Below are 26,992 nucleotides of genomic sequence, written 5' to 3'. Positions count from 1 at the left end.
CCTCTCCGGTTAGGCTCAAGCAGGTATGACCTTGATCGGAGGAGGCCGAGGATGACGGCGCCGGGGCGCAGGAGCAGTACCTTCAGTCGGCTGCTGCGGCACGGCTTCACCGATCCCTCGGCCGCCGAGCGGCTCCTGGAGAGCCCCGAGCTCACCGCCGTACGCAATGATCCGGTGCTGCTCGAAGCCCTCGGTGCCACCGCCGACCCCGATCTCGCGCTGCACGGTCTCGTACGGCTCCTGGAGGCCCAGCCCGCCCCCACCGCCCGCCGCGAACTGCTGGACACGGTGATAGCGGCCAAGCCGCTGCGCGACCGTCTCCTCGGTGTGCTCGGCGCCTCCGCCGCGCTCGCCGAGCATCTCGCCCGGCACTCCGGCGACTGGCAGGCGCTCGTCATGTACGAGCCGCGCGATCTCCACCCCGGCGTGGAGGAGTTCGAGCGCGGCCTCGCCGAGGCCGCCGACCCCGTCTCCCTCCGCGTCGCCTACCGCCGCTGCCTGCTCTCCATCGCCGCCCGCGATGTGTGCGGCACCACGGACCTCGCCGAGACCGCCGCCGAACTCGCCGACCTCGCCACCGCGACCCTGCGCGCCGCCCTCGCCATAGCGCGGGCGGCCGCTCCGGACGACGCCGCGGCCTGCCGGCTCGCGGTCATCGCGATGGGCAAGTGCGGTGGCCACGAGCTCAATTACGTCTCCGACGTCGACGTCATCTTCGTCGGCGAGGCGGTGGAAGGCGCCGACGAGGGCAAGGCCCTGCGCTCCGCCACCAAGCTCGCCTCGCACATGATGCGGATCTGCTCCGAGACCACCGTCGAAGGGTCCATCTGGCCCGTCGACGCCAATCTCCGCCCCGAGGGCCGCAACGGCCCCCTCGTCCGCACCCTCTCCTCCCACCTCGCCTACTACCAGCGCTGGGCCAAGACCTGGGAGTTCCAGGCCCTCCTCAAGGCCCGCCCCGTCGCCGGGGACATCGAACTCGGCGAGGAGTACGTCGCCGCCCTCGAACCCCTCGTCTGGAAGGCCGCCGAGCGCGAGAACTTCGTCGCCGACGTGCAGAAGATGCGCCGCCGGGTCGTCGAGAACATCCCGGCCTCGGAGGTCGAGCGCGAGCTGAAGCTGGGCCCCGGCGGCCTCCGCGACGTCGAATTCGCCGTCCAGCTCCTCCAGTTGGTGCACGGCCGCGCCGACGCCTCCCTCCGCAGCGGCACCACCCTCGACGCCCTCCAGGCCCTCGCCGCCGGCGGCTACGTCGGCCGCGACGACGCCGTACAGCTCGACGACGCCTACCGCTTCCTGCGCTCCATGGAACACCGCATCCAGCTCTACCGGCTGCGCCGCACCCACCTCGTCCCCGAGGACGAGTCCGACCAGCGCCGCATCGGCCGCTCCCTCGGCCTGCGCACGGATCCGGTGGCCGAGCTGAACCGGGAGTGGAAGCGGCACACGAGTGTCGTACGACGGCTGCACGAGAAGCTCTTCTACCGGCCGCTGCTGGACGCGGTCGCCCAACTCGCGCCCGGCGAGGCCCGTTTGAGCCCTGAGGCGGCCCGCGAACGGCTCGTCGCCCTCGGGTACGCCGACCCCGCCGCCGCCCTCCGCCATCTGGAGGCCCTCGCCTCCGGCGTCACCCGCAAGGCCGCCATCCAGCGAACCCTCCTTCCCGTACTGCTGGGTTGGTTCGCCGACTCCGCAGACCCGGACGCGGGCCTCCTCAACTTCCGCAAGGTGTCGGACGCGTTGGGCAAGACCCCTTGGTATCTGCGCCTGTTGCGGGACGAGGGCGCCGCCGCCGAGAACCTCGCCCGCGTGCTTTCCGCCGGACGCCTCGCCCCCGACCTGCTCATGCGCGCCCCCGAGGCGGTCGCCCTCCTCGGCGACGAGGAAGGGCTCGCACCCCGCGGCCGCGCCGCGCTCGAACAGGAGGTCCTCGCCGCCGTCAGCCGCGCGGACAGCGCCGAGAAGGCGGTCACCGCGGCCCGCGGAGTCCGCCGCCGCGAACTGTTCCGCACCGCCGCCGCCGACATCGTCGGCTCCTACGGCACCGAGACCCAGCCCGCCGAGGCCGACCAGGGCGCCCTCGTGGACCGCGTCGGCGCGGCCGTCTCCGACCTCACGGCGGCCACGCTCGCCGGCACCCTGCGCGCGGTCGTCCGCGCCACCTGGGGCGACACCCTCCCCACCCGGTTCGCCGTCATCGGCATGGGCCGCTTCGGCGGCAACGAACTCGGCTACGGCTCCGACGCGGACGTCCTCTTCGTCCACGAACCCCGCAACGGCGTGCCCGAACAGTCCGCCGCCGAAGCCGCCAACAAGGTCGTCGCCGAGATGCGCCGGCTGTTGCAGATCCCCAGCGCCGACCCGCCCCTCCTCATCGACGCGGACCTCCGCCCCGAGGGCAAGTCCGGGCCGCTCGTCCGGACGTTGAAGTCCTACGAGGCGTACTACCGCCGGTGGTCCCTGGTCTGGGAGTCACAGGCACTGCTGCGCGCCGAAGTCGTCGCCGGTGATGCGGACTTGGGGCAGCGCTTCATCGAGCTGATCGATCCTCTGCGGTACCCGGCGGAGGGGCTGGGCGACGACGCCGTACGGGAGATCCGGCGGCTCAAGGCCCGTATGGAGTCGGAGCGGTTGCCTCGTGGCGCCGACCCCAAGCTGCACACCAAGCTGGGGCCGGGCGGGCTGTCCGACGTCGAGTGGGTCGTGCAGTTGTTCCAGCTGCGGCATGGGTGGGCCGAGCCGGGGCTCAGGACCACTCGGACGCGGGAGGCGTTGGCGGCGGCGTGCTCCGCGGGGCTCGTGTCGGGTGAGGATGCGGCGATTCTCGACGAGGCTTGGGTGTTGGCCACCCGGGTGCGGAATGCGGTGATGTTGGTGCGGGGGCGGGCCGGGGACACGTTTCCGTCCGACCCGCGTGAACTTGCCGCCGTGGGGCGGTACTTGGGGTACGGGCCCGGGCATGTGGGGGACATGCTGGATGACTATCGGCGTACGGCTCGGCGGGCTCGGGCTGTGGTGGAGACGTTGTTCTACGGGGCGTGAACCGTTTTTGACTGCGGCGCCGTCGGGGCTGGTCGCGCAGTTCCCCGCGCCCCTTCCACGCGTGTCATGGCGACCCCTGCCAGGACGATCGCCATGCCTGCCAGCACCCGGATTCCCACCTGTTCGTCCAGTAGCAGCGCGCCCAGCGCCACCGACACCACCGGCAGCAAGTAGCCGACCGTTGCCGCCGTCGTCGCGCCCTCGTCCGCTATCAAGCGGTAGTTGAGGTAGAAGGTCACTCCCGTACCCAGGACGCCCAGTGCCGTGACCGCCAGGAGTGCCGTGACGTCGGCGTCGACCGGGCCCGCCACCGGCAGGGACAGGGTCGTCCAGCCCGTTGCGGCGAGCAGCTGCGCCGCCGACATCGCCATCGGTGCCCGTTTGTCGGTCAGCTTGCGGGCCATGTACGCGAAGGCCACCGCGTAGCTCGCCGCCGCCCCCAGCAGGGCCAGCGCGCTCCAGCTGAGCAGGCCCGAGCGGTGCCACGGGGCGAAGATCAGGACCGTACCGGCGAAGCCGAGGAGGAGGCCGGTCAGGCGTACGGGGTGGAGGCCGCGGTCGGTGCCCAGGAGCAGGCCGATCAGGAGGGACCAGAGCGGGGTCGTCGCGTTGAGGACGCCCGCGATGCCCGAGTCGAGGTGCTGCTCGCCGAGTGCGAACAGCGCGAAGGGGATCGCGTTGCAGAACAGGGCGGCCACGACCAGGTGGCCCCAGGTCGCGCGGTCGCGGGGGAGGCGCTGGCCGGCCGAGCGGGCCAGGGCCAGCAGGGTCAGCGTGCCCAGGGCGCAGCGGGCGATGGTGATCTGGGCGGGGGAGAGGCCGTGGTTGAGGGCGAGTTTGATCCAGAGGAAGCCCGAGCCCCACAGGAGGGCCAGGGCTGCCATGCGGAGCGTCGAGGCGGGAGACATGGGTCTACGGTCCGGGACTGGACGCGTGAGGACAAGTGAAGGGTTCTGGATAGGTTGTTAAGCTGTGCTACATGCTGGATGTGCGTCGGATGCAGGTGCTGCGGGCCGTGGTGAGCAGTGGGTCGGTGACGGGGGCGGCTGCCCTGCTGGGGTACACGCCCTCCGCCGTCAGTCAGCAGATCGCCGCGCTGGAGAAGGAGGCGCGGACGGAGCTCCTTGAGCGGGTCGGGCGGGGGGTGCGGCCCACGGCGGCGGGGCTGTTGCTGACCGGGTACGCGGACACCATCAGCCGTCAGGTCGCCGAGGCGGAGACGGCCCTGGCCGATCTGCTGGCCGGGCGGACGGGGCGGCTGGCGGTGCGGTACTTCGCGACGGCGGGGGCGTCGCTGGTCGCTCCGGCGGTGGCGCGGCTGCGGGCCGAGCATCCCGGCGTGCAGGTCGAGCTCAAGTTGATCGATCCCGAGGATCCGTTGCCGGAGGTGCGGGAGGGGCGGGCGGATCTGGCGCTGGTGGTCGGACGTACGGTGCGGGACGGCGTACGGCTGTTGCATTTGTTGGACGACCCGTATCTCGCCGTGCTGCCCGAGGGGCATCGTCTCGCGGACGCTCCTGAGGTGAGCGTGGCCGATCTGGCGGAGGAGCCCTGGGTCGGGAGTGAGTGGCCCGGTCCTTGTCTCGACGCCCAACTCGCCGCCTGTGACGCGGCGGGGTTCCGGCCGCGGTTCGTCGTCGAGAGCGAGGACTATGTCACCGCGCAGGGGTTCGTGGCGGCCGGGCTGGGAGTCAGCATGATTCCGCGGCTCGGGCTGGGGGTCGGGCTGCGGCCCGGCGTCGTCGTACGGGAACTGCGGGGCCGTCCCACGCGGTCGATCTACGCGGCCGTACGGGAGACCGCGCCGCCGCAGCCCGCGCTGCGGGCGTTCATCGCGGCGATGCGGACCGCGGCCGAGGCTGCTTGAGGGGCGGCGGCGGTACCAGCCGGGGCAGGCGGTAGGGGAGGGCGCCGTACCAGAGCCTCGCGACCGTGAAGCCGAAGGCCAGGCACAGGATGCCGCCCACCGCGTCGAGCCAGAAGTGGTTGGCCGTCGCGACGATGACCACCAGCGTGGCCGCCGGGTAGAGGAGGCCCAGGACGCGGACCCACGGGACGGACGCCAGCGCGAAGATCGTCAGGCCGCACCACAGCGACCAGCCGATGTGCATGGAGGGCATCGCGGCGTACTGGTTCGACATGTTCTTCAGGTCGCCGGAGGCCATCGAGCCCCAGGTGTGGTGCACGACGACCGTGTCGATGAAGTCGTTGCCGTTCATCAGGCGCGGCGGGGCCAGCGGATACAGGTAGTAACCGACCAGGGCCACGCCGGTCGTCGCGAAGAGGACCATGCGGGTCGCCGCGTAGCGACCGGGGTGGCTGCGGAAGAGCCACACCAGGACACCGAGCGTCACGATGAAGTGCAGGGTCGCGTAGTAGTAGTTCATGCCCACGATCAGCCAAGTCACCGAGTTGACCGTGTGGTTGACCGACTCCTCGACCGCGATCCCGAGGTCGTGCTCGATCCGCCAGATCCAGTCGGCGTTGCGCAGCGCCTCGGCCCGCTGCTCCGGGACCGCGTTGCGGATCAGTGAGTACGTCCAGTAACTCACCGCGATCAGCAGGATCTCGAACCAGAGGCGGGGGCGGCGCGGGGTGCGCAGCCGGCGCAGGAAGCCCGGCCTCGAATCGGCCGCGACAGGCTGGGGAACGGCCTCTTCGCGGCCTTCCAGTGTCGTCACGGTCGAATCACCCATGGACACAGAGTCTGCCAGAAAAGCCCTTGCCCCCAGATCATCCCCCGGTCGGGTCCGGGCCGCACGTTCTACGGCGGGACGAGTCCCCCGGCTCCTACCAGCGCAGGGCCTCGGAACCGCCCCTTCTCCGCCTTAAGGACGATTCCGGTCCCCAGGGGCCGAAGCGGTCGAACCACGCACCACCAGCTCCGGCATGAACACGAACTCACTGTGCGGCGCGGGCGTCCCGCCGATCTCCTCCAGCAACGTCCGCACCGCGGCCTGGCCCATCGCGGGCACCGGCTTGCGTACGGTCGTCAGGGGCGGGTCGGTGAACGCGATCAGCGGGGAGTCGTCGAAGCCGACCACCGAGACGTCCTTCGGGACGTCCAGACCGAGCTGCCGGGCCGCCCGTATCGCGCCCAGCGCCATCATGTCGCTCGCGCACACCACCGCCGTGCAGTCGCGGCCGATCAGCGCCGTGGCCGCCGCCTGGCCGCCCTCCAGCGTGTACAGCGAGTGCTGGACGAACTCCGTCTCGACGGCGTCCGTGGACAGACCCAGCTGGTCCTGCATCGCGCGGACGAAGCCCTCGATCTTGCGCTGCACCGGCACGAACCGCTTGGGGCCGAGAGCCAGGCCGATCCGGGTGTGCCCGAGGGAGACGAGATGGGTGACGGCCAGCGTCATCGCCGCACGGTCGTCGGGGGAGATGAACGGCGCCTGCACCTTCGGCGAGAAACCGTCCACGAGCACGAACGGCACGCCCTGGCCGCGCAGCTGCTCGTAGCGCTGCATGTCGGCGGAGGTGTCCGCGTGCAGTCCGGAGACGAAGATGATGCCCGCCACGCCCCGGTCGACGAGCATCTCCGTGAGCTCGTCCTCCGTGGAACCGCCCGGGGTCTGGGTGGCGAGGACCGGGGTGTACCCCTGCCGCGTCAGCGCCTGCCCGATGACCTGGGCCAGCGCCGGGAATATCGGGTTCTCCAGCTCCGGGGTTATCAGGCCCACCAGGCCCTCACTGCGCTGGCGCAGCCGCACGGGACGCTCGTAGCCGAGCACGTCCAGCGCGGCCAGTACGGACTGGCGGGTGGTGGCGGCGACGCCCGGCTTCCCGTTGAGGACCCGGCTGACGGTCGCTTCGCTCACCCCCGCTTGCGCAGCGATGTCAGCAAGCCGTGTGGTCACGGGATTGGACTGTACCGGCCGATTCTGCCCTTGCACACCAAATGGACGCCGCGGCCGTCCTGTTGGCCGCGCCGGTCCGGGTTGCTGCGTCATCGCGCTCCCTCGTGAAAGTGATGGCAAGAGCTTGCAGAGTCTTGCACAACCCACCTTGTGCCGCCCCACCGCTGGAAACAAGCGTCTCACGGTGGTTGCCCACAGGTCACGCCCGGATAACGTCAGCGACGTCTTGCACTTTTTTGCTGCAAGGTCTTTCGCAACGCTTACATCGCTGTTACGTTCGGCCACGCCCGGCGGCCGCAACGGCGCAGTCGGCAAGTCGGCAGTGGATGGCAGACGGGGCCACCCCTGCACCGCAGGACGGCGGACGGGACCGCCCCCTGCACTACACGGGCTTTCACCCTCAAGGAGAACTCATGCGGCGTGGCATAGCGGCCACCGCGCTGGTGGCGTCCCTCGCCCTCACGGCGACGGCCTGCGGCGGGGACGACGACAGCAGCAGCGACTCGAGCGGTCCGACCACCATCACCTGGTGGGACACCTCCAACGCCACCAACGAGGCGCCGACGTACAAGGCCCTCATCAAGGAGTTCGAGGCCGCGAACAAGGACATCAAGGTCAAGTACGTCAACGTCCAGTTCGACCAGGCGCAGAACAAGTTCGACACCGCCGCCGGTGCCTCCGGCGCCCCGGACGTGCTGCGCTCCGAGGTCGGCTGGACCCCCGCCTTCGCCAAGAAGAGCTACCTGCTGCCGCTGGACGGCACCGAGGCCCTCGCCGACGAGAGCAAGTTCAAGTCGAACCTGATCGAGCAGGCCAAGTACGAAGGCAAGACCTACGGCGTCCCGCTGGTCACCGACACCCTCGCCCTCGTCTACAACAAGGCCCTCTTCGAGAAGGCCGGCGTCGAGGCCCCCAAGACCTGGGACGACCTGAAGACGGCCGCCGCCACCATCAAGGACAAGACCGGTGTCGACGGCTACTGGGGCTCCACCCAGGCCTACTACGCCCAGTCCTTCCTCTACGGCGAGGGCACCGACACCGTCGACGCCGCCGCCAAGAAGATCACGGTCAACTCGGACGCCGCGAAGAAGGCGTACGGCACCTGGCTGAGCCTCTTCTCCGGCAAGGGCCTGCACAAGGCCGACACCACCGCCGACGCCTACGCCCACATCCAGGACGCGTTCGTCAACGGCAAGGTCGCCGCGATCATCCAGGGCCCGTGGGAGATCACCAACTTCTACAAGGGCTCCGCGTTCAGCGACAAGTCCAACCTCGGCATCGCCACCGTCCCGGCCGGCTCCACCGGCAAGGCGGGCGCCCCGACCGGCGGCCACAACCTCTCCGTCTACGCCGGCTCGGACTCCGCCCACCAGAAGGCGGCCCTGAAGTTCGTCAACTTCATGACCTCCGCGAAGTCCCAGGCGACCATCGCGCTGAAGAACTCCACGCTGCCCACCCGTGACGACGCCTACACCGACGCCGTCAAGGCCGACCCGGGCATCGCCGGCTACGGCACGGTCCTCGCCGCCGCCCAGCCGCGCCCGGCGCTGCCCGAGTACAGCTCCCTGTGGGGCCCGCTGGACACCGAGCTGCCGAAGATCGCCGGTGGCAAGGAGTCCCTCGACAAGGGCCTGAGCAACGCCGAGACCGCCATCGCCAAGCTGGTCCCGGACTTCAGCAAGTAAGCCCCGAGCGGCCGCCGGATCCCCCAAATTCATGGGGGGAGGGATCCGGCGGCCATCGGCCTGTGGCCGCCGAAGACCCCTTGAACCGCCGAATTCCGAGAAGGTTGTCGAACCATGACAGTCGCCATCGATCGCGCGACCGGCAAGCGCCGCGATGACCGCGGGCCACGCCCCGGCCTGGGCCAGCGCCTCAGGCACAGCTGGCAGAAGTACTGGTACGCCTACGCCATGATCGCCCCCGTGGTGATCGTCCTCGGCGTCCTCGTGCTCTACCCGCTGGCGTACGGCCTGTACCTCACGCTCACGGACGCCAACAGCCTCAACTCGGCCCGCACGATCGGCGTCAACCACATCGACGCCACCTACAAGTTCATCGGCTTCGACAACTACGCGGAAATCCTCTGGGGCGACCTGGCGTACGACCGCTTCTGGTCGCACTTCATCTGGACGATCTTCTGGACCGCCGCCTGTGTGGCCCTCCACTACGGCATCGGTCTCGGCCTCGCCCTCCTGCTCAACCAGAAGCTCCGCGGCCGCACCTTCTACCGGCTGATCCTCGTCCTGCCCTGGGCCGTGCCCACCTTCGTGACGGTCTTCGGCTGGCGGTTCATGCTCGCCGACGGCGGCGTCATCAACAGCTTCCTGGACACGCTGCACCTGCCGACCCCGCTGTGGCTGGAGGACACCTTCTGGCAGCGGTTCGCCGCGATCATGGTCAACACCTGGTGCGGAGTGCCGTTCATGATGGTCTCGCTCCTCGGCGGACTCCAGTCCATCGACGCCTCGTTGTACGAGGCCGCCGAGATGGACGGCGCCAACGCCTGGCAGCGGTTCCGGCATGTGACACTGCCCGGACTCAGGTCCGTCAGCTCCACCGTCGTACTGCTCGGTGTCATCTGGACGTTCAACCAGTTCGCCATCATCTTCCTGCTCTTCGGCAACACCGCCCCCGACGCGCAGATCCTCGTCACCTGGGCGTGGTTCCTCGGCTTCGGACAGCAGCCGCGTGACTTCGCCCAGTCCGCCGCCTACGGCATCCTGCTGCTGGGCATCCTGATCGTCTTCACCTCCTTCTACCGCCGCTGGCTGAACCGCAATGACCAGCAGCTCGCGATCTGAGGCAGGAGCTCCCATGAGTACGACCACCGCCCCGAACTCCGCCGACGTGACCAAGAGCAAGCCGGCGTCGGACACGGGATCACGCAAGGCGCGCGGACGCGAGCACCGCAGCCCCCTCGCCTCGCTCCTCTCCCACGGCCTCCTGATCGTCGCGAGCCTCATCGCGCTGTTCCCGATCGCCTGGCTGGTGTACCTGTCCCTCGGCCCGGACAAGGACGACTACCTCCACCCGGGCGGCATCTGGGACAAGATGACGCTGGACAACTACTCGTTCGTCCTCCAGCACACTGCGTTCTTCGACTGGCTGAAGAGCTCGCTGATCGTCTCCCTCGGCACCACGGTCATCGGCGTCCTCGCCGCGGCCACCACCGGCTACGCCGTCTCGCGCATGCGGTTCCCGGGCTACAGGAAGTTCATGTGGGTGCTACTGGTCACCCAGATGTTCCCGATAGCCGTACTCATCGTGCCGATGTACCAGTTGCTGTCGGAACTCCAGCTCATCGACAGCTACTTTGGACTCGTCCTCGTCTATTGCGCGACCGCGGTGCCCTACAGCGCCTGGTTGTTGAAGGGCTACTTCGACACCATCCCCTTCGAGATCGACGAGGCCGGACGCGTCGACGGGCTCACCCCCTTCGGCACGTTCTTCCGGCTGATCCTGCCGCTCGCCAAGCCGGGCCTCGCGGTCGCCGCGTTCTACAACTTCATCACCGCCTTCGGTGAGGTCGCCTTCGCCACCACGTTCATGCTCGACGACCAGAAGTACACCTTCGCGGTCGGTCTGCAGAGCTTCATCAGCGAGCACGACGCACAGCGGAACCTGATGACCGCGGCGGCGGTGCTGATCGCGATACCGGTGGCGGCGTTCTTCTACCTCGTGCAGAAGAACTTGGTGACCGGCCTGACGGCAGGTGGCACGAAGGGCTGACGGACGGTTCGGTAGCGCCCTTTAGGGGCGCGGGGAACTGCGCGACAAGCCACGACGGCGCCGCACGCTACTCACTAGCCCACATCACCCTCAGACCCGAGGCGGCCGCGGTGTCCATCCGACCCCGCTGACATCGCGGTCGCCTCGCCACTTGACGCCCCCATGACCCCCTTACGCATCAAGGACGCCATGAGCCAGCAGCACTACGCCACCGCCCCGGCACCGACCTTCGCCAAAGCCCAGCGCAGCGACTGGTGGCGGGATGCCGTGATTTACCAGGTGTATCCGCGCAGCTTCGCCGACAGCAACGGCGACGGTATGGGCGACCTGGAAGGCGTACGCTCCCGACTCCCGTATCTGCGCGACCTCGGCGTGGACGCCGTGTGGCTCAGCCCCTTCTACGCCTCGCCGCAGGCCGACGCCGGCTACGACGTGGCCGACTACCGGGCCGTGGACCCGATGTTCGGCAACCTGCTGGACGCGGACGCGCTGATCCGTGACGCGCGCGAGCTGAACCTGCGGATCATCGTCGACCTGGTCCCGAACCACTCCTCGGACCAGCACGAGTGGTTCAAGCGCGCCCTGCGCGAAGGCCCCGGTTCCCCCTCGCGGGAGCGCTACCACTTCCGCCCCGGCAAGGGCGAGAACGGCGAACTCCCGCCCAACGACTGGGAGTCGATCTTCGGCGGCCCCGCGTGGACACGGGTGGCGGACGGCGAGTGGTACCTCCACCTGTTCGCCCCCGAGCAGCCCGACTTCAACTGGGAACACCCCGCGGTCGGCGACGAGTTCCGCTCCATCCTGCGCTTCTGGCTGGACATGGGCGTCGACGGTTTCCGCATCGACGTGGCGCACGGAATGGTCAAGGCGGAGGGCCTGCCGGACATCGGCGGGAACGGCGATCAGCTCAAACTGCTGGGCAACGATGTCATGCCGTTCTTCGACCAGGACGGCGTCCACGACATCTACCGCCAGTGGCGGCTCATCCTGGACGAGTACTCCGGAAATGAGAAGGGGCCCGAAGGGCCTTCCGCAGAAGGGCGGGGGTGGGAGACGGGCGGGCGTATCTTCGTGGCGGAGGCCTGGACCCCGACCGTCGAGCGCACCGCGAACTACGTCCGCCCCGACGAGCTCCACCAGGCCTTCAACTTCCAGTACCTGGGCACCGAATGGGACGCCGAGGAACTCCGCAAGGTGATCGACCGCACCCTGGAGGCGATGGCCCCGGTGGGCGCCCCGGCGACCTGGGTCCTCTCGAACCACGACGTGACGCGCCACGCGACCCGCTTCGCCAACCCGCCGGGCCTGGGCACCCAGATCCGCACGGCGGGCGACCGGGAACTGGGCCTGCGCAGGGCCAGGGCGGCGACATTGCTGATGCTGGCCCTCCCCGGCTCGGCATACGTCTACCAGGGCGAGGAACTGGGCCTCCCGGACGTAGTAGACCTCCCCGACGAGGTCCGCCAGGACCCCGCGTACTTCCGCGGCGAGGGCCAGGACGGCTTCCGCGACGGCTGCCGCGTCCCGATCCCGTGGACGCGGGAGGGTTCGTCGTACGGCTTCGGCGCGGGCGGCAGCTGGCTGCCGCAGCCGGCGGAGTGGGCGGACCTGAGCGTGGAGGCGCAGACGGGCGTCGAGGGCTCGACCCTGGAGCTCTACCGCGAGGCCTTCGCCATCCGCCGCACCCACCCCGACCTGGGCGCCGGCGACTCGGTGGAGTGGCTGCGGGCACCGGAGGGCGTACTGGCCTTCCGCCGCGGCGAGTTCGTCTGCGTCGCCAACACCAGCGGCGAGTCGGTGACGACCCCGTCCCACGGCCGCGTCCTCCTCACGAGCGGCGAGATCACGGAGGCGGACGGCGAGACGAAGGTCCCGTCGGACACGACGGTGTGGTGGACGACCGCCTGACCCGCACCCCCAACCAACGGAGGCCCGCAGCCAGTTGAGGCAGCGGGCCTCCACGGTTCGCGGCGGCCTACCTCTTGAACCCGGCCGGCGCATGCCGGGGCCAACGCCTGCCCGCACGGTCACTCGCTGCGGCCCGCAGCAACTCCAGCAGCCGGCCGCCGGGATAAGTGCCGAACACCGGGAACCTCCACCGGTGGTAGCAGGTCCAGTAGCTCGCCACCCGGCGCTCGGTCAGCGCGAAGAACTCCGGATTCCGGATGATGAAGTCCCCGTACAACGCCCACCGCACGGACTGCGCATCGCCCGCCCCGGAAAGACCGTCCTCGATCTCCTCCAGAATCTCCAGGACGTACTCACCGACCAACTGCACCACGAACGGCACCACCCACGGCAGGTCCACGCCGACGACCTGCTTCAGGTGACGCTGACGGACCCGCCCGTCGTGGTGCCGCGAGTACAGGCAGTGCAGGATCACCCGCTGCCTCGCCGTCAGTGTGCGTACCTCGTCAACGGGCGGCTCGTCCGGATAGATCCGGCACGGAATCGCCAGGGCCTCATCGTCCACGTACACCGAGAACGGCGAGGCCGGCGCCAACCGAGCCCCCGGCATCACCGCCAGCACCGCCCGAACCTCATCGGAGAGCCGCCGCGGGAACGCCGCGACCAGGTCACCGTCGGTCAGTGCTGTGGGTAGGGGCTCCAGCATGACGGAAGCCTAATGTTCGCCGAGCGGGCTCACGTACGCTCACCGCTTGTGGAGATCGCATGGACCACTTGGACGATACGGGGCCGCTCGCGGAGCGAGGAGGTCTTCGCGCGCTTGTCCCAGCTCTGGGCGGAAGGCAAGTACGAAGAGGTCGAGGCCGAGGCCAGGGACCTTGAGGCGAGAACGGCGGGTCGACGCGCGCGGGGCCGCCAACTCGCCACGTGGCAGTGCGCCAGGGTCGCGGCCCTGGAAGCGGCGTGTGCCCAGGGACGCAGGTCGCACGCGCTGGACGAGGCGGACGCACTCCTCGCCGAACTCGACGCGATGCCCGACCCCGATCGTGTCCTCCTGCTGGGGCTGCGGCACCTCCGCACCGTCCTCCTCAGCGACGCGGAGCGCTACACCGAGGCCGAGACGGAGGCGCTGGCCATCCTGAGCGGGCTGACGCGGCTCAAGCATCTGGCGCCGGTATCGGACCTGGAGATGGACGTACTGGCCAACCTCGTCTTCATCCTCTGCCGACTGGCCCGCCACGAAGAGGCCGAAGCCATAGCCCGCGGAAACCTGCCCCGCGCCGCAGGCGCCACGCTGGCCTCCCTCCACTGCGGCCTGGTCGAAAGCCTCAACGGCCAGGGACGCCACGACGAGGCCCTCACCGAGGCCCGCCGCTACACCCCCCGCTGGAACCGCGCCGCCACCGGCACCCTGCACATGGCCACCGCCACCGCCCTCCACGCCCTCGGCCACCGAACCGAGGCGGAAGCAACCGCCCGCCAGGCCCTGACCGACTGCGAACGCCACCTGCACCCCGAACACCCGCGAATCCGCAGAGCCCGCACCCTGCTGGCCGACCTCACCACCGACGACGGACCTGACCCGACAGCCGAAGAGACCGCTCACTGATCGAGCGGCCTCTTCGGGTCGGGGTGGGTCGGGTCAGCTCAGGGCTGGGTCACTTCCAGGTGTCGCTCGCGGTGTAGCCCGACGAACTCCCCGTCGTGTACGAGCGGTTGGTGCCGGACTCCCAGGTCACGTTCCCGGAGCTGTCCTTCTTGATGTATTTGTACGTGAAGGTCGTGCTCTTCGGGACGATCACCAGCTTGCTCCACATCGGGTACGAGGCCGACGACAGCGGGATGGCGTCCGCCGTGTTCCAGGAGCCGAGCGAGGCGATGGAGCCGACGACGTAGACGTTCGTGCCCCAGTCGGTCGTGGCCGTGACGTTGAAGGTGACGTCGGTGGCGCTGGCGGTGGCCACGTTCCAGGAGCTGTTGATGCTGACGGCCGAAGTCGTCGTGGACGCCGTTCGGTTGGCGTTGGACTCCCAGGTCACATTGCCTGAACTGTCCTTCTTGATGAATTTGAACTCGAACGACGTGTTGATCGGCACACTCACCTCCCCCGACCAGATCGGATACCCGGTCGACGACAGCTGGATCGCCTTCGACGTGTCCCAGGAGCCGAGGGCCGAGATCGAGCCGACGACGTAGACGTTGGTGCCGGACGTCGTCGAGGCGTACTCGTTGAAGGTGGCGGTCACCGTCGACGTCGAGCCGCCGTCGTCACCCGAGTCGTCGCACGTCGTGCACGGAGTGAACGAACCGTTGTAGAACGCGATCGCGCCCTTCGCCGGGACGGTGAGGGTGGCGCTGCCCCCGGACACGGTCACCGTCGTGGCACCGTTGTCGATGACGTTGGAATACGTGCCGTCCGCCATGCCCGTCGTGAAGGTGTAAGTCGCCGACGAGGAGCCGTTGTTGATGGCGATGTAGCCCGCCGTGCCACGGCTGAAGCCGATCACGCTCGACGACTTGGTCGACCAGTTGGCCACCGACTCCGAGCCGACCGCGTTGTGCCACTTGACCATGCCGGTGACGGCGGTGTCCCGGTCGAGGCAGTACCAGCCGTTGGAGCAGTCGGTGTCGGTGACGAAGCCGGCGGAGTTCGGCGGGGCCTGGTCGCTCTGGGTCCACTCCCAGCCGGCGTAGATGGTCGGGGTCGACCACTTGTAGGCGAGCTGGAAGATGTTGGCCAGCTTGTAGGTGTCACCGTCCTTGTAGGACATGTGCAGGCCGTTGCGCTCGGTGTCGTGGTTGGTCACGAAGGACACCGAGTTCGCCGGGGTGAGGATCCCTGACGACGACAGGGACTCCAGGTCGGACACGTTCCCCTGGAACGCCGACTTCGTCTTGCTCGCGTAGGTGAAGTCGAGGACGTCACCGGAGGAGTAGTAGTCCGAGGCGGCCGGGGTCGAACCCGGGTACACCTCCTGGAAGATGTACGGGTCCGTGCCCGACGTCGTGTCGGTCAGCTTCGCCTCGATCGCCTGGAGGTCGGCGGTCGGGATGTGCTTGGCCGCGTCGACGCGGAAGCCGTCGACACCGAGGGCGAGCTGCTTGTTGAGGAAGCCCGCGATGCCGCTGCGGACGCTGTCGTTCTCGGTCTCCAGGTCGGGCAGGCCGAGGAGTTCGCAGTTCTGGATCTCGGTGAGGTTCGACCAGTCGTCGATGATCAGGTCGGAGTCGGAGCAGTCGTCGGACTGGTGGTAGTCGCCCGCGTCCCAGTCCGGGGTGTCGTACTTGTTGCTGATCGTCGTGCCGTTGTAGCCGGTGCCCGTCTGGGCCGCGGTGTGGTTGATGACCGCGTCCGTATACACCTTCACGCCCGCGGTGTGGCAGGCGCTCACCATCGACGCGAACTGCGCCGCCGTACCGAAGCGGCTGTTGAGGTTGTAGGAGTACGGCTGGTAGACGTCCCACCAGTAGTACGAGGACTGCTTGAGGGACTCGGCGGGCGGGGCCACCTGCACGGCCCCGTAGCCGTTCGGTCCGAGCACGTCCGTGCACTCGGACGCGACGGAGTCCCAGTTCCACTCCCACAGGTTGGCGATCACGTCGCCGGAGGTCGTGGTGTCGGCCTGGGCCGGTGTCGCGGGCAGGGCCATCGCGCCCGCCAGTGCGAGGGCGCCCGCGGCCGCCACGGAGGCGGCGCGGCGCAAGACACCCGGGGGGCGGTGTCTGTTGGTCATCTGCGGCTCCGATGAAGAAGTATCGGTGTTCAACAGGTGGTGAGCGTGGGCTAGTTGAGAAGGGCACGTCAAGGCAGGGGATGAAATCTCTTGCTGTGAATTTCAAGACCCTTGCTGTAAACCTTGCGTTAGGGGTACGTTCGCGCCGGCGCCGGGCAAGGACGCTCGGCCGTCACGCAAGGAGCCCCCACGTGATATCGAGATGGTCAGCCGGCGCGTCTCTCACCGCGCTCGCCGCAGCCGCGGCCCTCATCGCCCCTGCCACTCCCGCCGCCGCCTCCCCGCCCGGCACCAAGGACGTGACCGCCGTCCTGTTCGAGTGGAACTTCGCCTCGGTCGCCAAGGAGTGCACCAACACCCTCGGCCCCGCCGGGTACGGCTATGTCCAGGTCTCCCCGCCCGCCGAGCACATCCAGGGCTCGCAGTGGTGGACGTCGTACCAGCCCGTCAGCTACAAGATCGCCGGTCGCCTCGGTGACGCCACCGCCTTCAAGAGCATGGTGGACACGTGTCACGCGGCCGGGGTGAAGGTCGTCGTCGACACGGTCATCAACCACATGTCGGCGGGCAGCGGCACCGGCACCGGCGGGTCCAGCTACACCAAGTACAACTACCCCGGCCTGTACTCCTCCTACGACATGGACGACTGCACGGCCACGATCAGCGACTACACCAACCGCACCAACGTCCAGAACTGCGAACTCGTCGGCCTCGCCGACCTGGACACGGGTGAGGAGTACGTCCGCGCCACCATCGCCGGCTATATGAACACCCTGCTCGGCTACGGCGTCGACGGCTTCCGCATCGACGCGGCCAAGCACATCCCGGCGACCGACCTCGCCAACATCAAGTCACGGCTGTCGAACACCTCCGTGTACTGGAAGCAGGAGGTCATCTACGGCAGCGGCGAGGCCGTTCAGCCCACCGAGTACACGGGCAACGGGGATGTGCAGGAGTTCCGTTACGCCTACGACCTCAAGCGCGTCTTCAACAACGAGAACCTCGCCTACCTGAAGAACTACGGCGAGGGCTGGGGCTACATGAGCAGCGGTGTCTCCGGTGTCTTCGTCGACAACCATGACACCGAGCGCAACGGCTCCACCCTCAACTACAAGGACGGCGCGAACTACACCCTCGCCAACGTCTTCATGCTCGCCTACCCGTACGGCGCCCCGGACATCAACTCCGGGTACGAGTGGTCCGACACGGACGCCGGTCCGCCCAACAACGGCTCGGTGACCGCCTGTTGGCAGGACGGCTGGAAGTGCCAGCACGCCTGGCCCGAGATCATCCGCATGGTCGCCTTCCGCAACGCGACCCGCGGCGAATCGGTCACCAACTGGTGGGACAACGGCGCCGACGCCATCGCCTTCGGCCGCGGCAGCAAGGGGTACGTGGCCATCAACCACGAGTCGAGCAGCTTGAGCCGTACGTATCAGACGTCCCTGGCCGCGGGCACGTACTGCAACGTCCAGAACAACACGACGGTGACCGTGAACTCCAGCGGGCAGTTCACCGCCACGCTCGGTGCCAACACCGCGCTCGCGATCTACAGCGGCAAGTCCACCTGCTGAACATCCCCTGGGGAACGTGGGATTGACGCTCACGGAGTGTCGTCCTACGTTCTCCGGTGTCTATGGGAGCGCTCCCATGAAGGGATGTGCACGATGCGAAGCAGATTCAGCAAGTGGACGCTGACGTCTCTGGCGGCTGTTCTGGCGGTCGGGGGCACCAGCGCGGCCCATGCGCCGAAGGCGGCCGCCGCCACGACAGCCACCGTCAACGGCGCCACCACCTACCAGCCCATCGACGGCTTCGGCTTCTCCGAGCACTTCGGACGGGCCGCCGTGATGAACGGCTCGCAGGGCTTACCGGCCGCCAAGCAGCGCGAGATCCTCGACCTCCTCCTCAACCGCAGCACCGGCGCGGGCCTCAGCATCCTGCGCCTCGGCATCGACTCCGGCATCCAGCCGACCGACCCCGGCGGCCCGAACGCGACCCCCAAGTACGTGTGGGACGGTGTCGACAAGGGGCAGGTGTGGCTGGCCAAGGAGGCGAAGGCGTACGGGGTGAACCGCTTCTACGCGGATGCCTGGACCGCCCCCGGTTACATGAAAACGAACGGCACCGACGCCAACGGCGGCACCCTGTGCGGGCTCGCCGGTGCCACCTGCGCGAGCGGGGACTGGCGCAAGGCCTACGCCGACTACCTCGTCCAGTACGCCCGGTTCTACGCTCAGGAGGGCGTCGGCATCACCGACCTCGGCTTCACCAACGAACCCGACTGGACGGCGACGTACGACTCGATGCGGCTGACGCCCGCCCAGGCGACGGAGTTCGTGAAGGTGCTCGGGCCGGTCGCGAACGCGGCCGGGTACAAGGTGGCCTGCTGCGATTCCTTCGGCTGGACCCAGCAGAAGGCCTACACGAGCGCGATCGAGGCGGACCCGGCCGCCCGCAGTCTTGTCGCCACCCACACCGGCCACACCTACGCCAGCGCGGTCGACGGCCCGCTGCCGACCTCGAAGCGCACCTGGATGTCCGAGTGGTCGCCCAACGGCACCACCTGGAACGAGAACTGGGACGACGGCAGCGGCTACGACGGATTCACCGTCGCGTCCGCCGTCCATGACGCGCTGACCAAGGGGAACACCAGCGGTTACGTGTACTGGTACGGGGCCTCCCTGGGCGCCACCCGTGGGCTGATCCAGATGGACGGCGCCGAGTACCACGTGTCGAAGCGGCTGTGGGCCCTCGCCGGCTACAGCCGATTCATACGGCCCGGAGCCACTCGTATCGCCGCCACGACCGCCGACTCCAACCTCAGGCTCTCGGCGTTCCGCAACACCGACGGCACCCTCACCGTCGTAGCGCTGAACGCCTCGACCAGTGACCAGCAGGTGTCGTACAGCCTGCGGAACACGGGGATCGGCAGCGGGACGGCGACCCCGTATCTCACCAACTCCTCGAACAGCATGGCCCGGCAGGCGGCCGTGCCCGTGAGCGGGGGAGCGCTGACCGCGACCGTTCCGGCCCGTTCTCTGGTCACCTACACCGTCAGGCGTTAGGGCCCGGTCCAACTCCAGCTGGTGAAGGGCGAGCTGAAAGTTCTTTCCGTTACTTTCATGACTCTTGCTGTAAGTGTTACGGCGGCGATACGGTCGCGCGGGGTCGGACCCACGTAGAGCCGCCGTAATCGCAAGGAGTCCATCTGTGATACCGAGATGGCCGGCGCCGTCGAGGCGCCGCACCGCCCATGCCGGACGGGTCGCCGCGGTCACCGTCACCGCGCTGGCCGCAGCGCTCGTCCAACCTCTCGCGGCACGGGCGGACACTCCGCCGCCGCCCCCGTCCGACGCCAAGCTCGCCGCCGAGCCCGCCCGGCACGACTCCACGCGCGAGCAGTTCTACTTCGTGCTCCCGGACCGTTTCGCCAACGGTGATACCGGCAACGACGAGGGCGGTCTGACCGGCAGCCGCCTCACCACCGGGTACGACCCCACCGACAAGGGCTTCTACCAGGGCGGCGACCTCAAGGGCCTGACCAAGAAGCTCGACTACATCAAGGGGCTCGGCACCACCTCCATCTGGATGGCGCCGATCTTCAAGAACCAGCCCGTGCAGGGGACCGGCAGCAACGCCTCCGCCGGCTACCACGGGTACTGGATCACCGACTTCACCCAGGTCGACCCTCACTTCGGGACCAACCAGGACCTGGAGAACCTCATCGCCAAGGCGCACGCCAAGGGCATGAAGGTCTACTTCGACGTCATCACCAACCACACCGCCGACGTCGTCGACTATGAGGAGAAGTCCTACGACTACCTCTCCAAAGGCGCGTTCCCGTATCTGACCAAGGACGGCGAGCCCTTCGACGACTCCGACTACGCGGGCACCGGCGACTTCCCGGACGTCGACACCGACTCCTTCCCGCGTACGCCCACCACGGCCGCCTCCTCGGTCAAGAAGGTCCCGTCGTGGCTGAACGACACCACGATGTACCACAACCGCGGCGACTCCACCTTCGCCGGTGAGAGCTCGGACCAGGGCGACTTCTCCGGCCTCGACGACCTGTGGACCGAGCGTCCCGAGGTCGTCAGCGGCATGGAGAAGATCTACGAGAAGTGGGTGCGGGACTTCGACATCGACGGCTTCCGGATCGACACCGTGAAGCACGTCAACATGGAGTTCTGGACGCAGTGGGCGACCGCCCTCGACGCCTACGCGGCCAAGCAGGGCCGCGACGACTTCTTCATGTTCGGCGAGGTCTACTCCGCCGACACGTCGATCACCTCCCCGTATGTCACGCAGGGCCGCCTCGACGCCACGCTCGACTTCCCCTTCCAGGAGGCGGCACGGCAGTACGCCTCCCAGGGCGGCAGCGCGCAGACGCTCGCGAAGGTCTTCGGCGACGACTACAAGTACACGACCGACAAGGCCAACGCGTACGAGCAGGTCACCTTCCTCGGCAACCACGACATGGGCCGCGTCGGGTACTTCCTGAACCAGGACAACCCGAAGGCGACCGACGCCGAACTCCTCGCCAAGGACAGGCTCGCCAACGAGCTGATGTTCCTCAGCCGCGGCAACCCGGTCGTCTACTACGGCGACGAACAGGGCTTCACCGGCGCGGGCGGCGACAAGGACGCCCGCCAGACCATGTTCGCGTCGAAGACCGCCGACTACCTCGACGACGACGAGATCGGCACCGACCGCACCCACGCGAGCGACGCGTACGACACGAGCGCGCCGCTGTACCAGCAGATCGCCGCACTCGCTCAGCTCCGCAAGGCCAACCCCGCCCTCGCCGACGGTGTGCAGACCGAGCGGTACGCGGCCGACGGCGCCGGCGTCTACGCCTTCTCCCGCACCGACGCCAAGTCCGGCACCGAGTACGTCGTCGCCTTCAACAACTCCGGTGAGGCGAAGTCGGCGACCTTCGCGACCGGTTCGGGGGGCATGAAGTTCGCCGGGATCTACGGGACTTCGGGCTCGGTGACCTCCGACTCCGACAAGAAGGTCACCGTCTCCGTCCCCGCCGGTTCCGCGATCGTCCTCAAGGCGGCCGGCAAGGTCGCCAAGTCCGCCACCGCGCCGACGCTCACCCTGAAGGCCCCGGACACCGGCGCCACCGGCACGGTCTCGCTGACGGCCGACGTCGACGGCGGTCAGCTCAACCGGGTCGTCTTCGCCGCGCAGGTCGGCAACGGCAAGTGGAAGACGCTCGGCTCGGCCGACCACGCCCCGTACCAGGTCACGCAGGTCATCGGGGAGGACGTACCGGCCGGAACGGCCTTGCGCTACAAGGCGGTTGTCGTCGACTCGGCCGGACGTACGGCGAGTGCCACCGCCGCCTCCACCAGCGGCACCCCGCCCGTCGAGGAGACCCCCACCGCCTCCTCCCGTGACTACGCGGTCGTCCACTACAAGCGCGCCGACGGCGACTACACGAACTGGGGCCTGTACACCTGGGGTGACATCGCCGACGGCGAGGCCACCAACTGGCCGGACAGCCACCCCTTCATCGGCCGTGACGCCTACGGGGCCTTCGCCTACGTCAAGTTGAAGGCGGGCGCCTCCAGCGTCGGGTTCCTCGTCATCGACAAGGACGGCAACAAGGACGTCTCCGCCGACCGCACGATCGACGTCACCAAGACCGGGGAGATCTGGGTCGAGCAGGGCAAGACGGATGTCCTCACCGAGAAGCCGGACTATCCGGAGCAGGACAAGACCAAGGCCGTCCTCCACTACCACCGCGCCGACGGGAACTACGACGGCTGGGGGCTGCACGTCTGGACGGGCGCCGCGAACCCCACGGACTGGTCGAACCCCCTGGAGCCGGTGAAGACTGACGCCTATGGCGCGGTCTTCGAGGTACCGCTCACCGACGGTGCCACCAGCCTCAGTTACATCATCCACAAGGGCGACGACAAGGACCTCCCGTCCGACCAGTCGCTCGACCTCACCGCCAACGGCCATGAGGTGTGGCTGTTGAACGGCCAGGAGAAGTACCTGCTCCCGCAGCCCGCGGGCTCCGCGGCCGCCCTCGACCTGACCACCTCCAAGGCGGTCTGGATCGACCGGAACACGGTCGCCTGGAACGGCAACGAGGCCGCCGCCTCCACCCAGCTCCTGTACAGCGCGGACGGCTCGATCGCCGTCAAGGACGGCGCCCTGACCAGCGACGACGAGCGCTGGCTCCGCCTGTCCAGGACCACCCTCACCGACGCCCAGAAGGAGAAGTTCCCGCACCTGAAGTCCTACACCGCCTGGACCGTCGACCCCCGTGACCGCGACCGCGTCCGCGCGGCCCTCAAGGGCCAGCTCGTCGCCTCCCAGCGGTCCGCCAACGGTGCCGTCCTCGCGGCGACCGGCGTCCAGATCGCCGGCGTCCTCGACGACCTCTACCCGGCGGCGACCAAGGCCGACCTCGGCCCGACCTTCGACAAGAGCGGCCGTCCGACACTGGCCGTCTGGGCGCCCACGGCACAGTCCGTGCAGCTGGAGCTCGACGGCTCCACGGTCAGGATGAAGCGCGACGCGCAGACCGGCGTCTGGTCCGTCACCGGCCCCAAGTCCTGGAAGGGCAAGGAGTACCGGTACGTCGTGAAGGTCTGGGCGCCCAGCGTCCAGAAGCTCGTCACCAACAAGGTCACCGACCCCTACTCGGTCGCCCTGACCGCGAACTCGGAGCGCAGCCTCGTCGTCGACCTCGACGACAAGTCCCTTGCCCCGAGCGGCTGGTCGACGTACACCAAGCCGAAGGCGACCCCGCTGAAGGACGCGCAGATCCAGGAGCTGCACGTCCGTGACTTCTCCGTCGCCGACAAGACGGTGGCGGCCGAGGACCAGGGCACCTACCTCGCCTTCACCGACAAGAGCAGCGACGGCTCCCGGCACCTCAAGGAGCTCGCGAAGTCGGGCACCTCGTATGTGCACCTGCTGCCCGCCTTCGACATCGCCACCATCCCGGAGAACAAGTCGGACCAGGCGACCCCCGACTGCGACCTGGCCTCCTACGCGGCCGACTCCGACCAGCAGCAGGAGTGCGTGGCGAAGTCCGCCGCGAAGGACGCCTACAACTGGGGGTACGACCCGTACCACTACACGGTCCCCGAGGGCTCGTACGCCACCGACCCGGACGGCACCGAGCGCACGGTCGAGTTCCGCGAGATGGTCAAGTCGCTGAACGACGACGGTCTGCGGGTCGTCATGGACGTCGTCTACAACCACACGGCGGCGAGCGGGCAGGCGGACACCTCCGTCCTCGACCGGATCGTCCCCGGCTACTACCAGCGGCTCCTCGCCGACGGCTCGGTCGCCAACAGCACCTGCTGTGCCAACACGGCGACCGAGAACGCGATGATGGGCAAGCTGGTCGTCGACTCGATCGTCACCTGGGCCAAGGAGTACAAGGTCGACGGGTTCCGCTTCGACCTGATGGGCCACCACCCGAAGGCCAACATCCTCGCGGTCCGGAAGGCCCTCGACGGGCTGACCCTCGCCAAGGACGGCGTCGACGGCAAGAAGATCATCCTGTACGGCGAGGGCTGGAACTTCGGAGAGGTCGCCGACGACGCCCGCTTCGTGCAGGCCACGCAGAAGAACATGGCCGGCACCGGCATCGCCACCTTCTCCGACCGTGCCCGTGACGCGGTGCGCGGCGGCGGGCCCTTCGACGAGGACCCGGGCGTCCAGGGCTTCGCGTCAGGGCTGTACACGGACCCCAACTCCTCGGCGAGCAACGGCACTTCGGCCGAGCAGAAGGCCCGGCTGCTGCACTACCAGGACCTCATCAAGGTCGGGCTGAGCGGCAACCTCGCCAAGTACTCGTTCACCGACACCGACGGCAAGGAGGTCACCGGCGCCGAGGTCGACTACAACGGGCAGCCCGCCGGGTACGCGGACGCGCCCGGCGACGCCCTCGCCTACGCCGACGCGCACGACAACGAGTCGCTGTTCGACGCGTTGACGTACAAGCTCCCGGCGTCGACCAGCGCCTCCGACCGGGCCCGTATGCAGGTCCTCGCCATGGCGACCGCGACCCTCTCGCAGGGCCCGGCGCTCTCCCAGGCGGGCACCGACCTGCTGCGCTCGAAGTCCCTGGACCGCAACTCCTACGACAGCGGCGACTGGTTCAACGCCATCCACTGGAACTGCGCGGACGGCAACGGCTTCGGACGCGGACTGCCGATGGCCGCCGACAACGCGTCCAAGTGGCCGTACGCCAAGCCCCTGTTGGGCTCGGTGAAGGTCGGCTGCGAGCAGATCGAGGGGACCTCGGCGGCGTACCGGGATCTGTTGAAAATTCGTTCGACTGAGGCCGAATTCTCCCTGGACACGGCCGCGCAGGTGCAGTCGAAGCTGTCCTTCCCGCTGTCGGGGAAGGAGGAGACGCCCGGTGTGATCACCATGGAGCTCGGTGACCTGGTCGTGGTGTTCAACGCGACGCCACAGGCGCAGGAGCAGCGGGTGGCCGCGCTGGCCGGGACGGCATATGCGCTGCACGAGGTCCAGGCGAAGGGCGCCGACTCTACCGTCAAGCGGTCTTCGTACGAGCGGGTTTCGGGCACCTTCGCCGTTCCGGGGCGCACTGTGGCCGTATTCTCCCGCAAGTCCTGACAACGGCATTACCTTGGTGGGGCAGACCCGGTCCGGGTCTGCCCCACCGTGTTGTCCAAGGGCGCTGAACACATGGACGTCGACGGAAACCTGACAGGCACGACCGTCATGGTCGTGGACGATGCGGAAGCCAGCCGCTACGCGATGGGCACCCTGCTGACCCGGGCAGGGCACCGCGTCGTGCCCGTCGCCAGCGGTGGCGAGGCGCTCGCCGAACTCGACGTACGGCGGCGCAAGGGCACCCTGCCGGACGTGGCCCTCGTCGACGTGGGGCTGCCGGACATGAGCGGCTTCGACCTGTGCCGCCGTTTCAAGGAGCGGCCGCACACGGCCGGGCTGCCCGTCGTGCACTTCTCGGCCGCCAATGTGGCCCCGGTCGACTGCTGCGAGGGCCTGGACGCGGGATCCGAGTCCTATCTGCGGGTGCCCGCCGAGCCCCTGGAGATCGAGGCGGTGGTCCGGGCCGCCGTGCGCAACGCACGGGTGCGGGCCGACGACCGGGCGCTGGTACGGCGGCTGACGCTGCTGTCGGAGACGATCGTCACCATCCAGGCGGCGCGCTCCTTGCAGGAACTCACCGACGCGGCCGCCGAGGGCATCTCTCGGGTCACCGGCACGCCCGCCGCCGTCTTCGTCCTGGACCAGGGGGACCGGCTGTACCGGGGCCTGTCCCGGGACCGCATCCCGGTCGCCCTGCCGGACGACGGGGCCGACCGGGCGGTGGCCGCCCTGCTGCGGCGGCTCACCCGGGGGCAGGCCGGCGGTGTGCAGCTCACGACGGTGCCCTCGCCGCTGTGGCCGGCCGGGTACTTCCGGCCCGGTGTCGAGCACGACGCCCGGCTGGCGCTCGTCCGCACCCAGGACGGCAGGGCCACGGTGTGCCTGGCCGCGCCCGCGCGCGGGATGCGGCGGATGGGCCCCGAGCGGGAGAGCCTGCTGGCCCAGCTGACCCAGGCGACCGCGTTCGCCGCCGAGCCGCTGCTCATGTACCAGGTGGAGCGGCATGTCGCCCTCACCCTCCAGCACAGCTTCCTGCCCCTGCCGAACCGGCTGCCCGAGCTGCCCGGCATGAACGTCGTGGTCCGGTATGTGCCCGCGTCCCCGGAGACCGAGATCGGCGGCGACTTCTACGCCGTGCTGCGCACCTGTGAGGGCGTGCTCACCGCGGTCGGTGACGTCGTCGGGCACTCGCTGGACGCGGCGACCGTCATGGTGGAGATCCGGCACGCGCTGCGTGCCTACGCCGTCGAGGACAGCGACCCGAGCGTGCTCGCCGAGCGCCTCGACCGGATGCTCCAGCGCTACCACCCCGACCTCACGGCCACCGTCTGCATGGCCCTCATCGACCCGGCCACCGGGCGCACCCAGGTGGCCAACGCGGGGCACATCCCGCCGCTGATCGTCCGGGACAACGGCAGCGCCGACTACGCCAAGGCGGCCGGACCGCTGCTCGGCATCGGCCTGCCCCACCCGCCGGTCACCGAGCTGTTCCTCGAACCCACCGACCGGCTCCTCATGGTCACCGACGGTCTGATCGAGACCCGCGGCACCGACCTCTCGGCCTCCATGGAACACCTCCGCGCGGCCGCCGCCGGCTCCCTGCCCGGCCTCGACGCCCTGTGCGACACCCTCCTGGCCTCCTTCGGCCACGACCGGGAGGACGACATCGCGATGCTGGCGCTGCGGCTAGGCTGACGCCTGTTGCCTTAGAACAGGAGTGCTCATGCCGCAGATCACCGTCGACTACTCCCAGACGATCGGCCCCGCCTTCGATCGGGACGGTTTCGCCCGGGCGCTGCACGAGGCGACGGTCGAGATCGCGGCGGCGAAGCCGGAGGCGTGCAAGACGCAGTTCCGGCCGAGCGCGTACACGGCGTTCGGGTACGAGGACCCCGACGAGCAGGGGCACGCGGTCGTCCATGTCACCCTCGGTCTGCTCGCCGGGCGCACCGACGAGACCAAGGCGAAGCTGACCGAGGCGGTCCTGGAGCTGCTGCGCAAGCACATCGAGGACGAGACGGGCATCGTGCTGCACGCCTCCGCCGAGGTGCGCGACCTGGACCCGTCCTACCGCAAGTTCTAGGTCGGAGC

At 69.0% G+C, this 26,992-nt stretch carries 17 protein-coding genes; 12 read left to right on the top strand and 5 right to left on the bottom strand.

Translation table 11 applies throughout. The features are described from left to right. Positions 1–51 precede the first annotated feature (51 nt). Positions 52–3,042, top strand: a complete 2,991-nt coding sequence (locus ABZ928_RS47930; protein WP_361534689.1) for a bifunctional [glutamine synthetase] adenylyltransferase/[glutamine synthetase]-adenylyl-L-tyrosine phosphorylase — start codon at positions 52–54, stop codon at positions 3,040–3,042. Here the strand turns inward: ABZ928_RS47930 and ABZ928_RS47925 are convergent. Beyond that, complete coding sequence (locus ABZ928_RS47925; protein ID WP_361534686.1) at positions 3,030–3,950, bottom strand: DMT family transporter; 921 nt, start codon at positions 3,948–3,950, stop codon at positions 3,030–3,032. The two genes, ABZ928_RS47930 and ABZ928_RS47925, sit on opposite strands and share 13 nt — an antisense overlap. A gap of 71 nt (positions 3,951–4,021) precedes the next feature. Here ABZ928_RS47925 and ABZ928_RS47920 point away from each other — a divergent pair, with 71 nt between their 5' ends. Beyond that, positions 4,022–4,909: a LysR family transcriptional regulator gene (locus ABZ928_RS47920; protein ID WP_361534683.1), complete on the top strand. Its 888-nt coding sequence runs from the start codon at positions 4,022–4,024 to the stop codon at positions 4,907–4,909. On the opposite strand, the gene ABZ928_RS47915 is transcribed toward ABZ928_RS47920, so the two are convergent. Together ABZ928_RS47915 and ABZ928_RS47910 are read right to left on the bottom strand one after the other, a co-directional pair. Beyond that, positions 4,872–5,738 carry a phosphatase PAP2 family protein gene (locus tag ABZ928_RS47915; protein WP_361534680.1) on the bottom strand — a complete coding sequence of 289 codons (867 nt, stop codon included), beginning with the start codon at positions 5,736–5,738 and terminating at the stop codon, positions 4,872–4,874. The genes ABZ928_RS47920 and ABZ928_RS47915 overlap by 38 nt on opposite strands. A gap of 132 nt (positions 5,739–5,870) precedes the next feature. Continuing rightward, a complete protein-coding gene (locus ABZ928_RS47910; RefSeq protein WP_361534677.1) occupies positions 5,871–6,905 on the bottom strand; it encodes a LacI family DNA-binding transcriptional regulator in 1,035 nt (344 codons plus the stop codon). Positions 6,906–7,318: 413 nt separating this feature from the next. Between ABZ928_RS47910 and ABZ928_RS47905 the strand changes: the two genes are divergently transcribed. The 4 genes from ABZ928_RS47905 to ABZ928_RS47890 all read left to right on the top strand — a co-directional run bounded on the left by ABZ928_RS47905 (position 7,319) and on the right by ABZ928_RS47890 (position 12,545). Beyond that, positions 7,319–8,590 carry an extracellular solute-binding protein gene (locus tag ABZ928_RS47905; RefSeq protein ID WP_361534674.1) on the top strand — a complete coding sequence of 424 codons (1,272 nt, stop codon included), beginning with the start codon at positions 7,319–7,321 and terminating at the stop codon, positions 8,588–8,590. A 114-nt stretch (positions 8,591–8,704) separates the two neighbouring features. Beyond that, the gene (locus ABZ928_RS47900; protein WP_361534671.1) at positions 8,705–9,709 is read left to right on the top strand and encodes a sugar ABC transporter permease; all 1,005 of its coding nucleotides are present in this window, start codon (positions 8,705–8,707) and stop codon (positions 9,707–9,709) included. A gap of 13 nt (positions 9,710–9,722) precedes the next feature. Next, the gene (locus tag ABZ928_RS47895) at positions 9,723–10,637 is read left to right on the top strand and encodes a sugar ABC transporter permease (protein WP_361534668.1); all 915 of its coding nucleotides are present in this window, start codon (positions 9,723–9,725) and stop codon (positions 10,635–10,637) included. A 189-nt stretch (positions 10,638–10,826) separates the two neighbouring features. Continuing rightward, positions 10,827–12,545 carry a glycoside hydrolase family 13 protein gene (locus ABZ928_RS47890; RefSeq protein WP_361534665.1) on the top strand — a complete coding sequence of 573 codons (1,719 nt, stop codon included), beginning with the start codon at positions 10,827–10,829 and terminating at the stop codon, positions 12,543–12,545. A 67-nt stretch (positions 12,546–12,612) separates the two neighbouring features. Here ABZ928_RS47890 and ABZ928_RS47885 read toward each other — a convergent pair whose 3' ends face one another. Beyond that, positions 12,613–13,251: a hypothetical protein gene (locus ABZ928_RS47885; protein ID WP_361534662.1), complete on the bottom strand. Its 639-nt coding sequence runs from the start codon at positions 13,249–13,251 to the stop codon at positions 12,613–12,615. A gap of 114 nt (positions 13,252–13,365) precedes the next feature. Here ABZ928_RS47885 and ABZ928_RS47880 point away from each other — a divergent pair, with 114 nt between their 5' ends. After that, positions 13,366–14,154 (top strand): hypothetical protein, encoded by a 789-nt coding sequence (locus ABZ928_RS47880; protein WP_361534659.1) that lies wholly within the window; start codon positions 13,366–13,368, stop codon positions 14,152–14,154. 49 nt (positions 14,155–14,203) lie between these two features. On the opposite strand, the gene ABZ928_RS47875 is transcribed toward ABZ928_RS47880, so the two are convergent. Further along, complete coding sequence (locus tag ABZ928_RS47875) at positions 14,204–16,279, bottom strand: carbohydrate-binding module family 20 domain-containing protein (RefSeq protein ID WP_361534656.1); 2,076 nt, start codon at positions 16,277–16,279, stop codon at positions 14,204–14,206. A 191-nt stretch (positions 16,280–16,470) separates the two neighbouring features. On the opposite strand from ABZ928_RS47875, the gene ABZ928_RS47870 reads away from it, so the two are divergent. The 5 genes from ABZ928_RS47870 to ABZ928_RS47850 all read left to right on the top strand — a co-directional run bounded on the left by ABZ928_RS47870 (position 16,471) and on the right by ABZ928_RS47850 (position 26,984). Beyond that, positions 16,471–17,853, top strand: coding sequence for an alpha-amylase family protein (locus ABZ928_RS47870; protein WP_361534653.1), 1,383 nt, complete (start codon positions 16,471–16,473; stop codon positions 17,851–17,853). Between the two features lie 93 nt (positions 17,854–17,946). Further along, the gene (locus tag ABZ928_RS47865) at positions 17,947–19,347 is read left to right on the top strand and encodes a glycoside hydrolase (RefSeq protein WP_361534650.1); all 1,401 of its coding nucleotides are present in this window, start codon (positions 17,947–17,949) and stop codon (positions 19,345–19,347) included. A 145-nt stretch (positions 19,348–19,492) separates the two neighbouring features. Continuing rightward, complete coding sequence (gene pulA, locus ABZ928_RS47860; protein WP_361534647.1) at positions 19,493–24,901, top strand: pullulanase-type alpha-1,6-glucosidase; 5,409 nt, start codon at positions 19,493–19,495, stop codon at positions 24,899–24,901. 72 nt (positions 24,902–24,973) lie between these two features. Continuing rightward, positions 24,974–26,596, top strand: coding sequence for a SpoIIE family protein phosphatase (locus ABZ928_RS47855; protein WP_361534644.1), 1,623 nt, complete (start codon positions 24,974–24,976; stop codon positions 26,594–26,596). Between the two features lie 28 nt (positions 26,597–26,624). After that, on the top strand, positions 26,625–26,984 hold the full coding sequence (locus ABZ928_RS47850; protein ID WP_361534641.1) for an isomerase: 360 nt from the start codon (positions 26,625–26,627) through the stop codon (positions 26,982–26,984). Positions 26,985–26,992 lie beyond the last annotated feature (8 nt).

Origin of the sequence: Streptomyces sp. NPDC046909, assembly GCF_040644695.1 — a bacterium.
Taxonomy (GTDB): domain Bacteria; phylum Actinomycetota; class Actinomycetes; order Streptomycetales; family Streptomycetaceae; genus Streptomyces.
The sequence above is the reverse complement of the archived record's forward strand: the minus strand, read 5'-3'. Positions and strand labels throughout refer to the sequence as shown.

Excerpts from the sequence above, each read along its gene's own strand:
- ABZ928_RS47930 (WP_361534689.1), top strand. The coding sequence starts at position 52 with ATGACGGCGCCGGGGCGCAGGAGCAGTACCTTCAGTCGGCTGCTGCGG.
- ABZ928_RS47925 (WP_361534686.1), bottom strand. The coding sequence starts at position 3,950 with ATGTCTCCCGCCTCGACGCTCCGCATGGCAGCCCTGGCCCTCCTGTGG.
- ABZ928_RS47920 (WP_361534683.1), top strand. The coding sequence starts at position 4,022 with ATGCTGGATGTGCGTCGGATGCAGGTGCTGCGGGCCGTGGTGAGCAGT.
- ABZ928_RS47915 (WP_361534680.1), bottom strand. The coding sequence starts at position 5,738 with ATGGGTGATTCGACCGTGACGACACTGGAAGGCCGCGAAGAGGCCGTT.
- ABZ928_RS47905 (WP_361534674.1), top strand. The coding sequence starts at position 7,319 with ATGCGGCGTGGCATAGCGGCCACCGCGCTGGTGGCGTCCCTCGCCCTC.
- ABZ928_RS47900 (WP_361534671.1), top strand. The coding sequence starts at position 8,705 with ATGACAGTCGCCATCGATCGCGCGACCGGCAAGCGCCGCGATGACCGC.
- ABZ928_RS47895 (WP_361534668.1), top strand. The coding sequence starts at position 9,723 with ATGAGTACGACCACCGCCCCGAACTCCGCCGACGTGACCAAGAGCAAG.
- ABZ928_RS47890 (WP_361534665.1), top strand. The coding sequence starts at position 10,827 with ATGAGCCAGCAGCACTACGCCACCGCCCCGGCACCGACCTTCGCCAAA.
- ABZ928_RS47885 (WP_361534662.1), bottom strand. The coding sequence starts at position 13,251 with ATGCTGGAGCCCCTACCCACAGCACTGACCGACGGTGACCTGGTCGCG.
- ABZ928_RS47875 (WP_361534656.1), bottom strand. The coding sequence starts at position 16,279 with ATGACCAACAGACACCGCCCCCCGGGTGTCTTGCGCCGCGCCGCCTCC.
- ABZ928_RS47865 (WP_361534650.1), top strand. The coding sequence starts at position 17,947 with ATGCGAAGCAGATTCAGCAAGTGGACGCTGACGTCTCTGGCGGCTGTT.
- ABZ928_RS47855 (WP_361534644.1), top strand. The coding sequence starts at position 24,974 with ATGGACGTCGACGGAAACCTGACAGGCACGACCGTCATGGTCGTGGAC.
- ABZ928_RS47850 (WP_361534641.1), top strand. The coding sequence starts at position 26,625 with ATGCCGCAGATCACCGTCGACTACTCCCAGACGATCGGCCCCGCCTTC.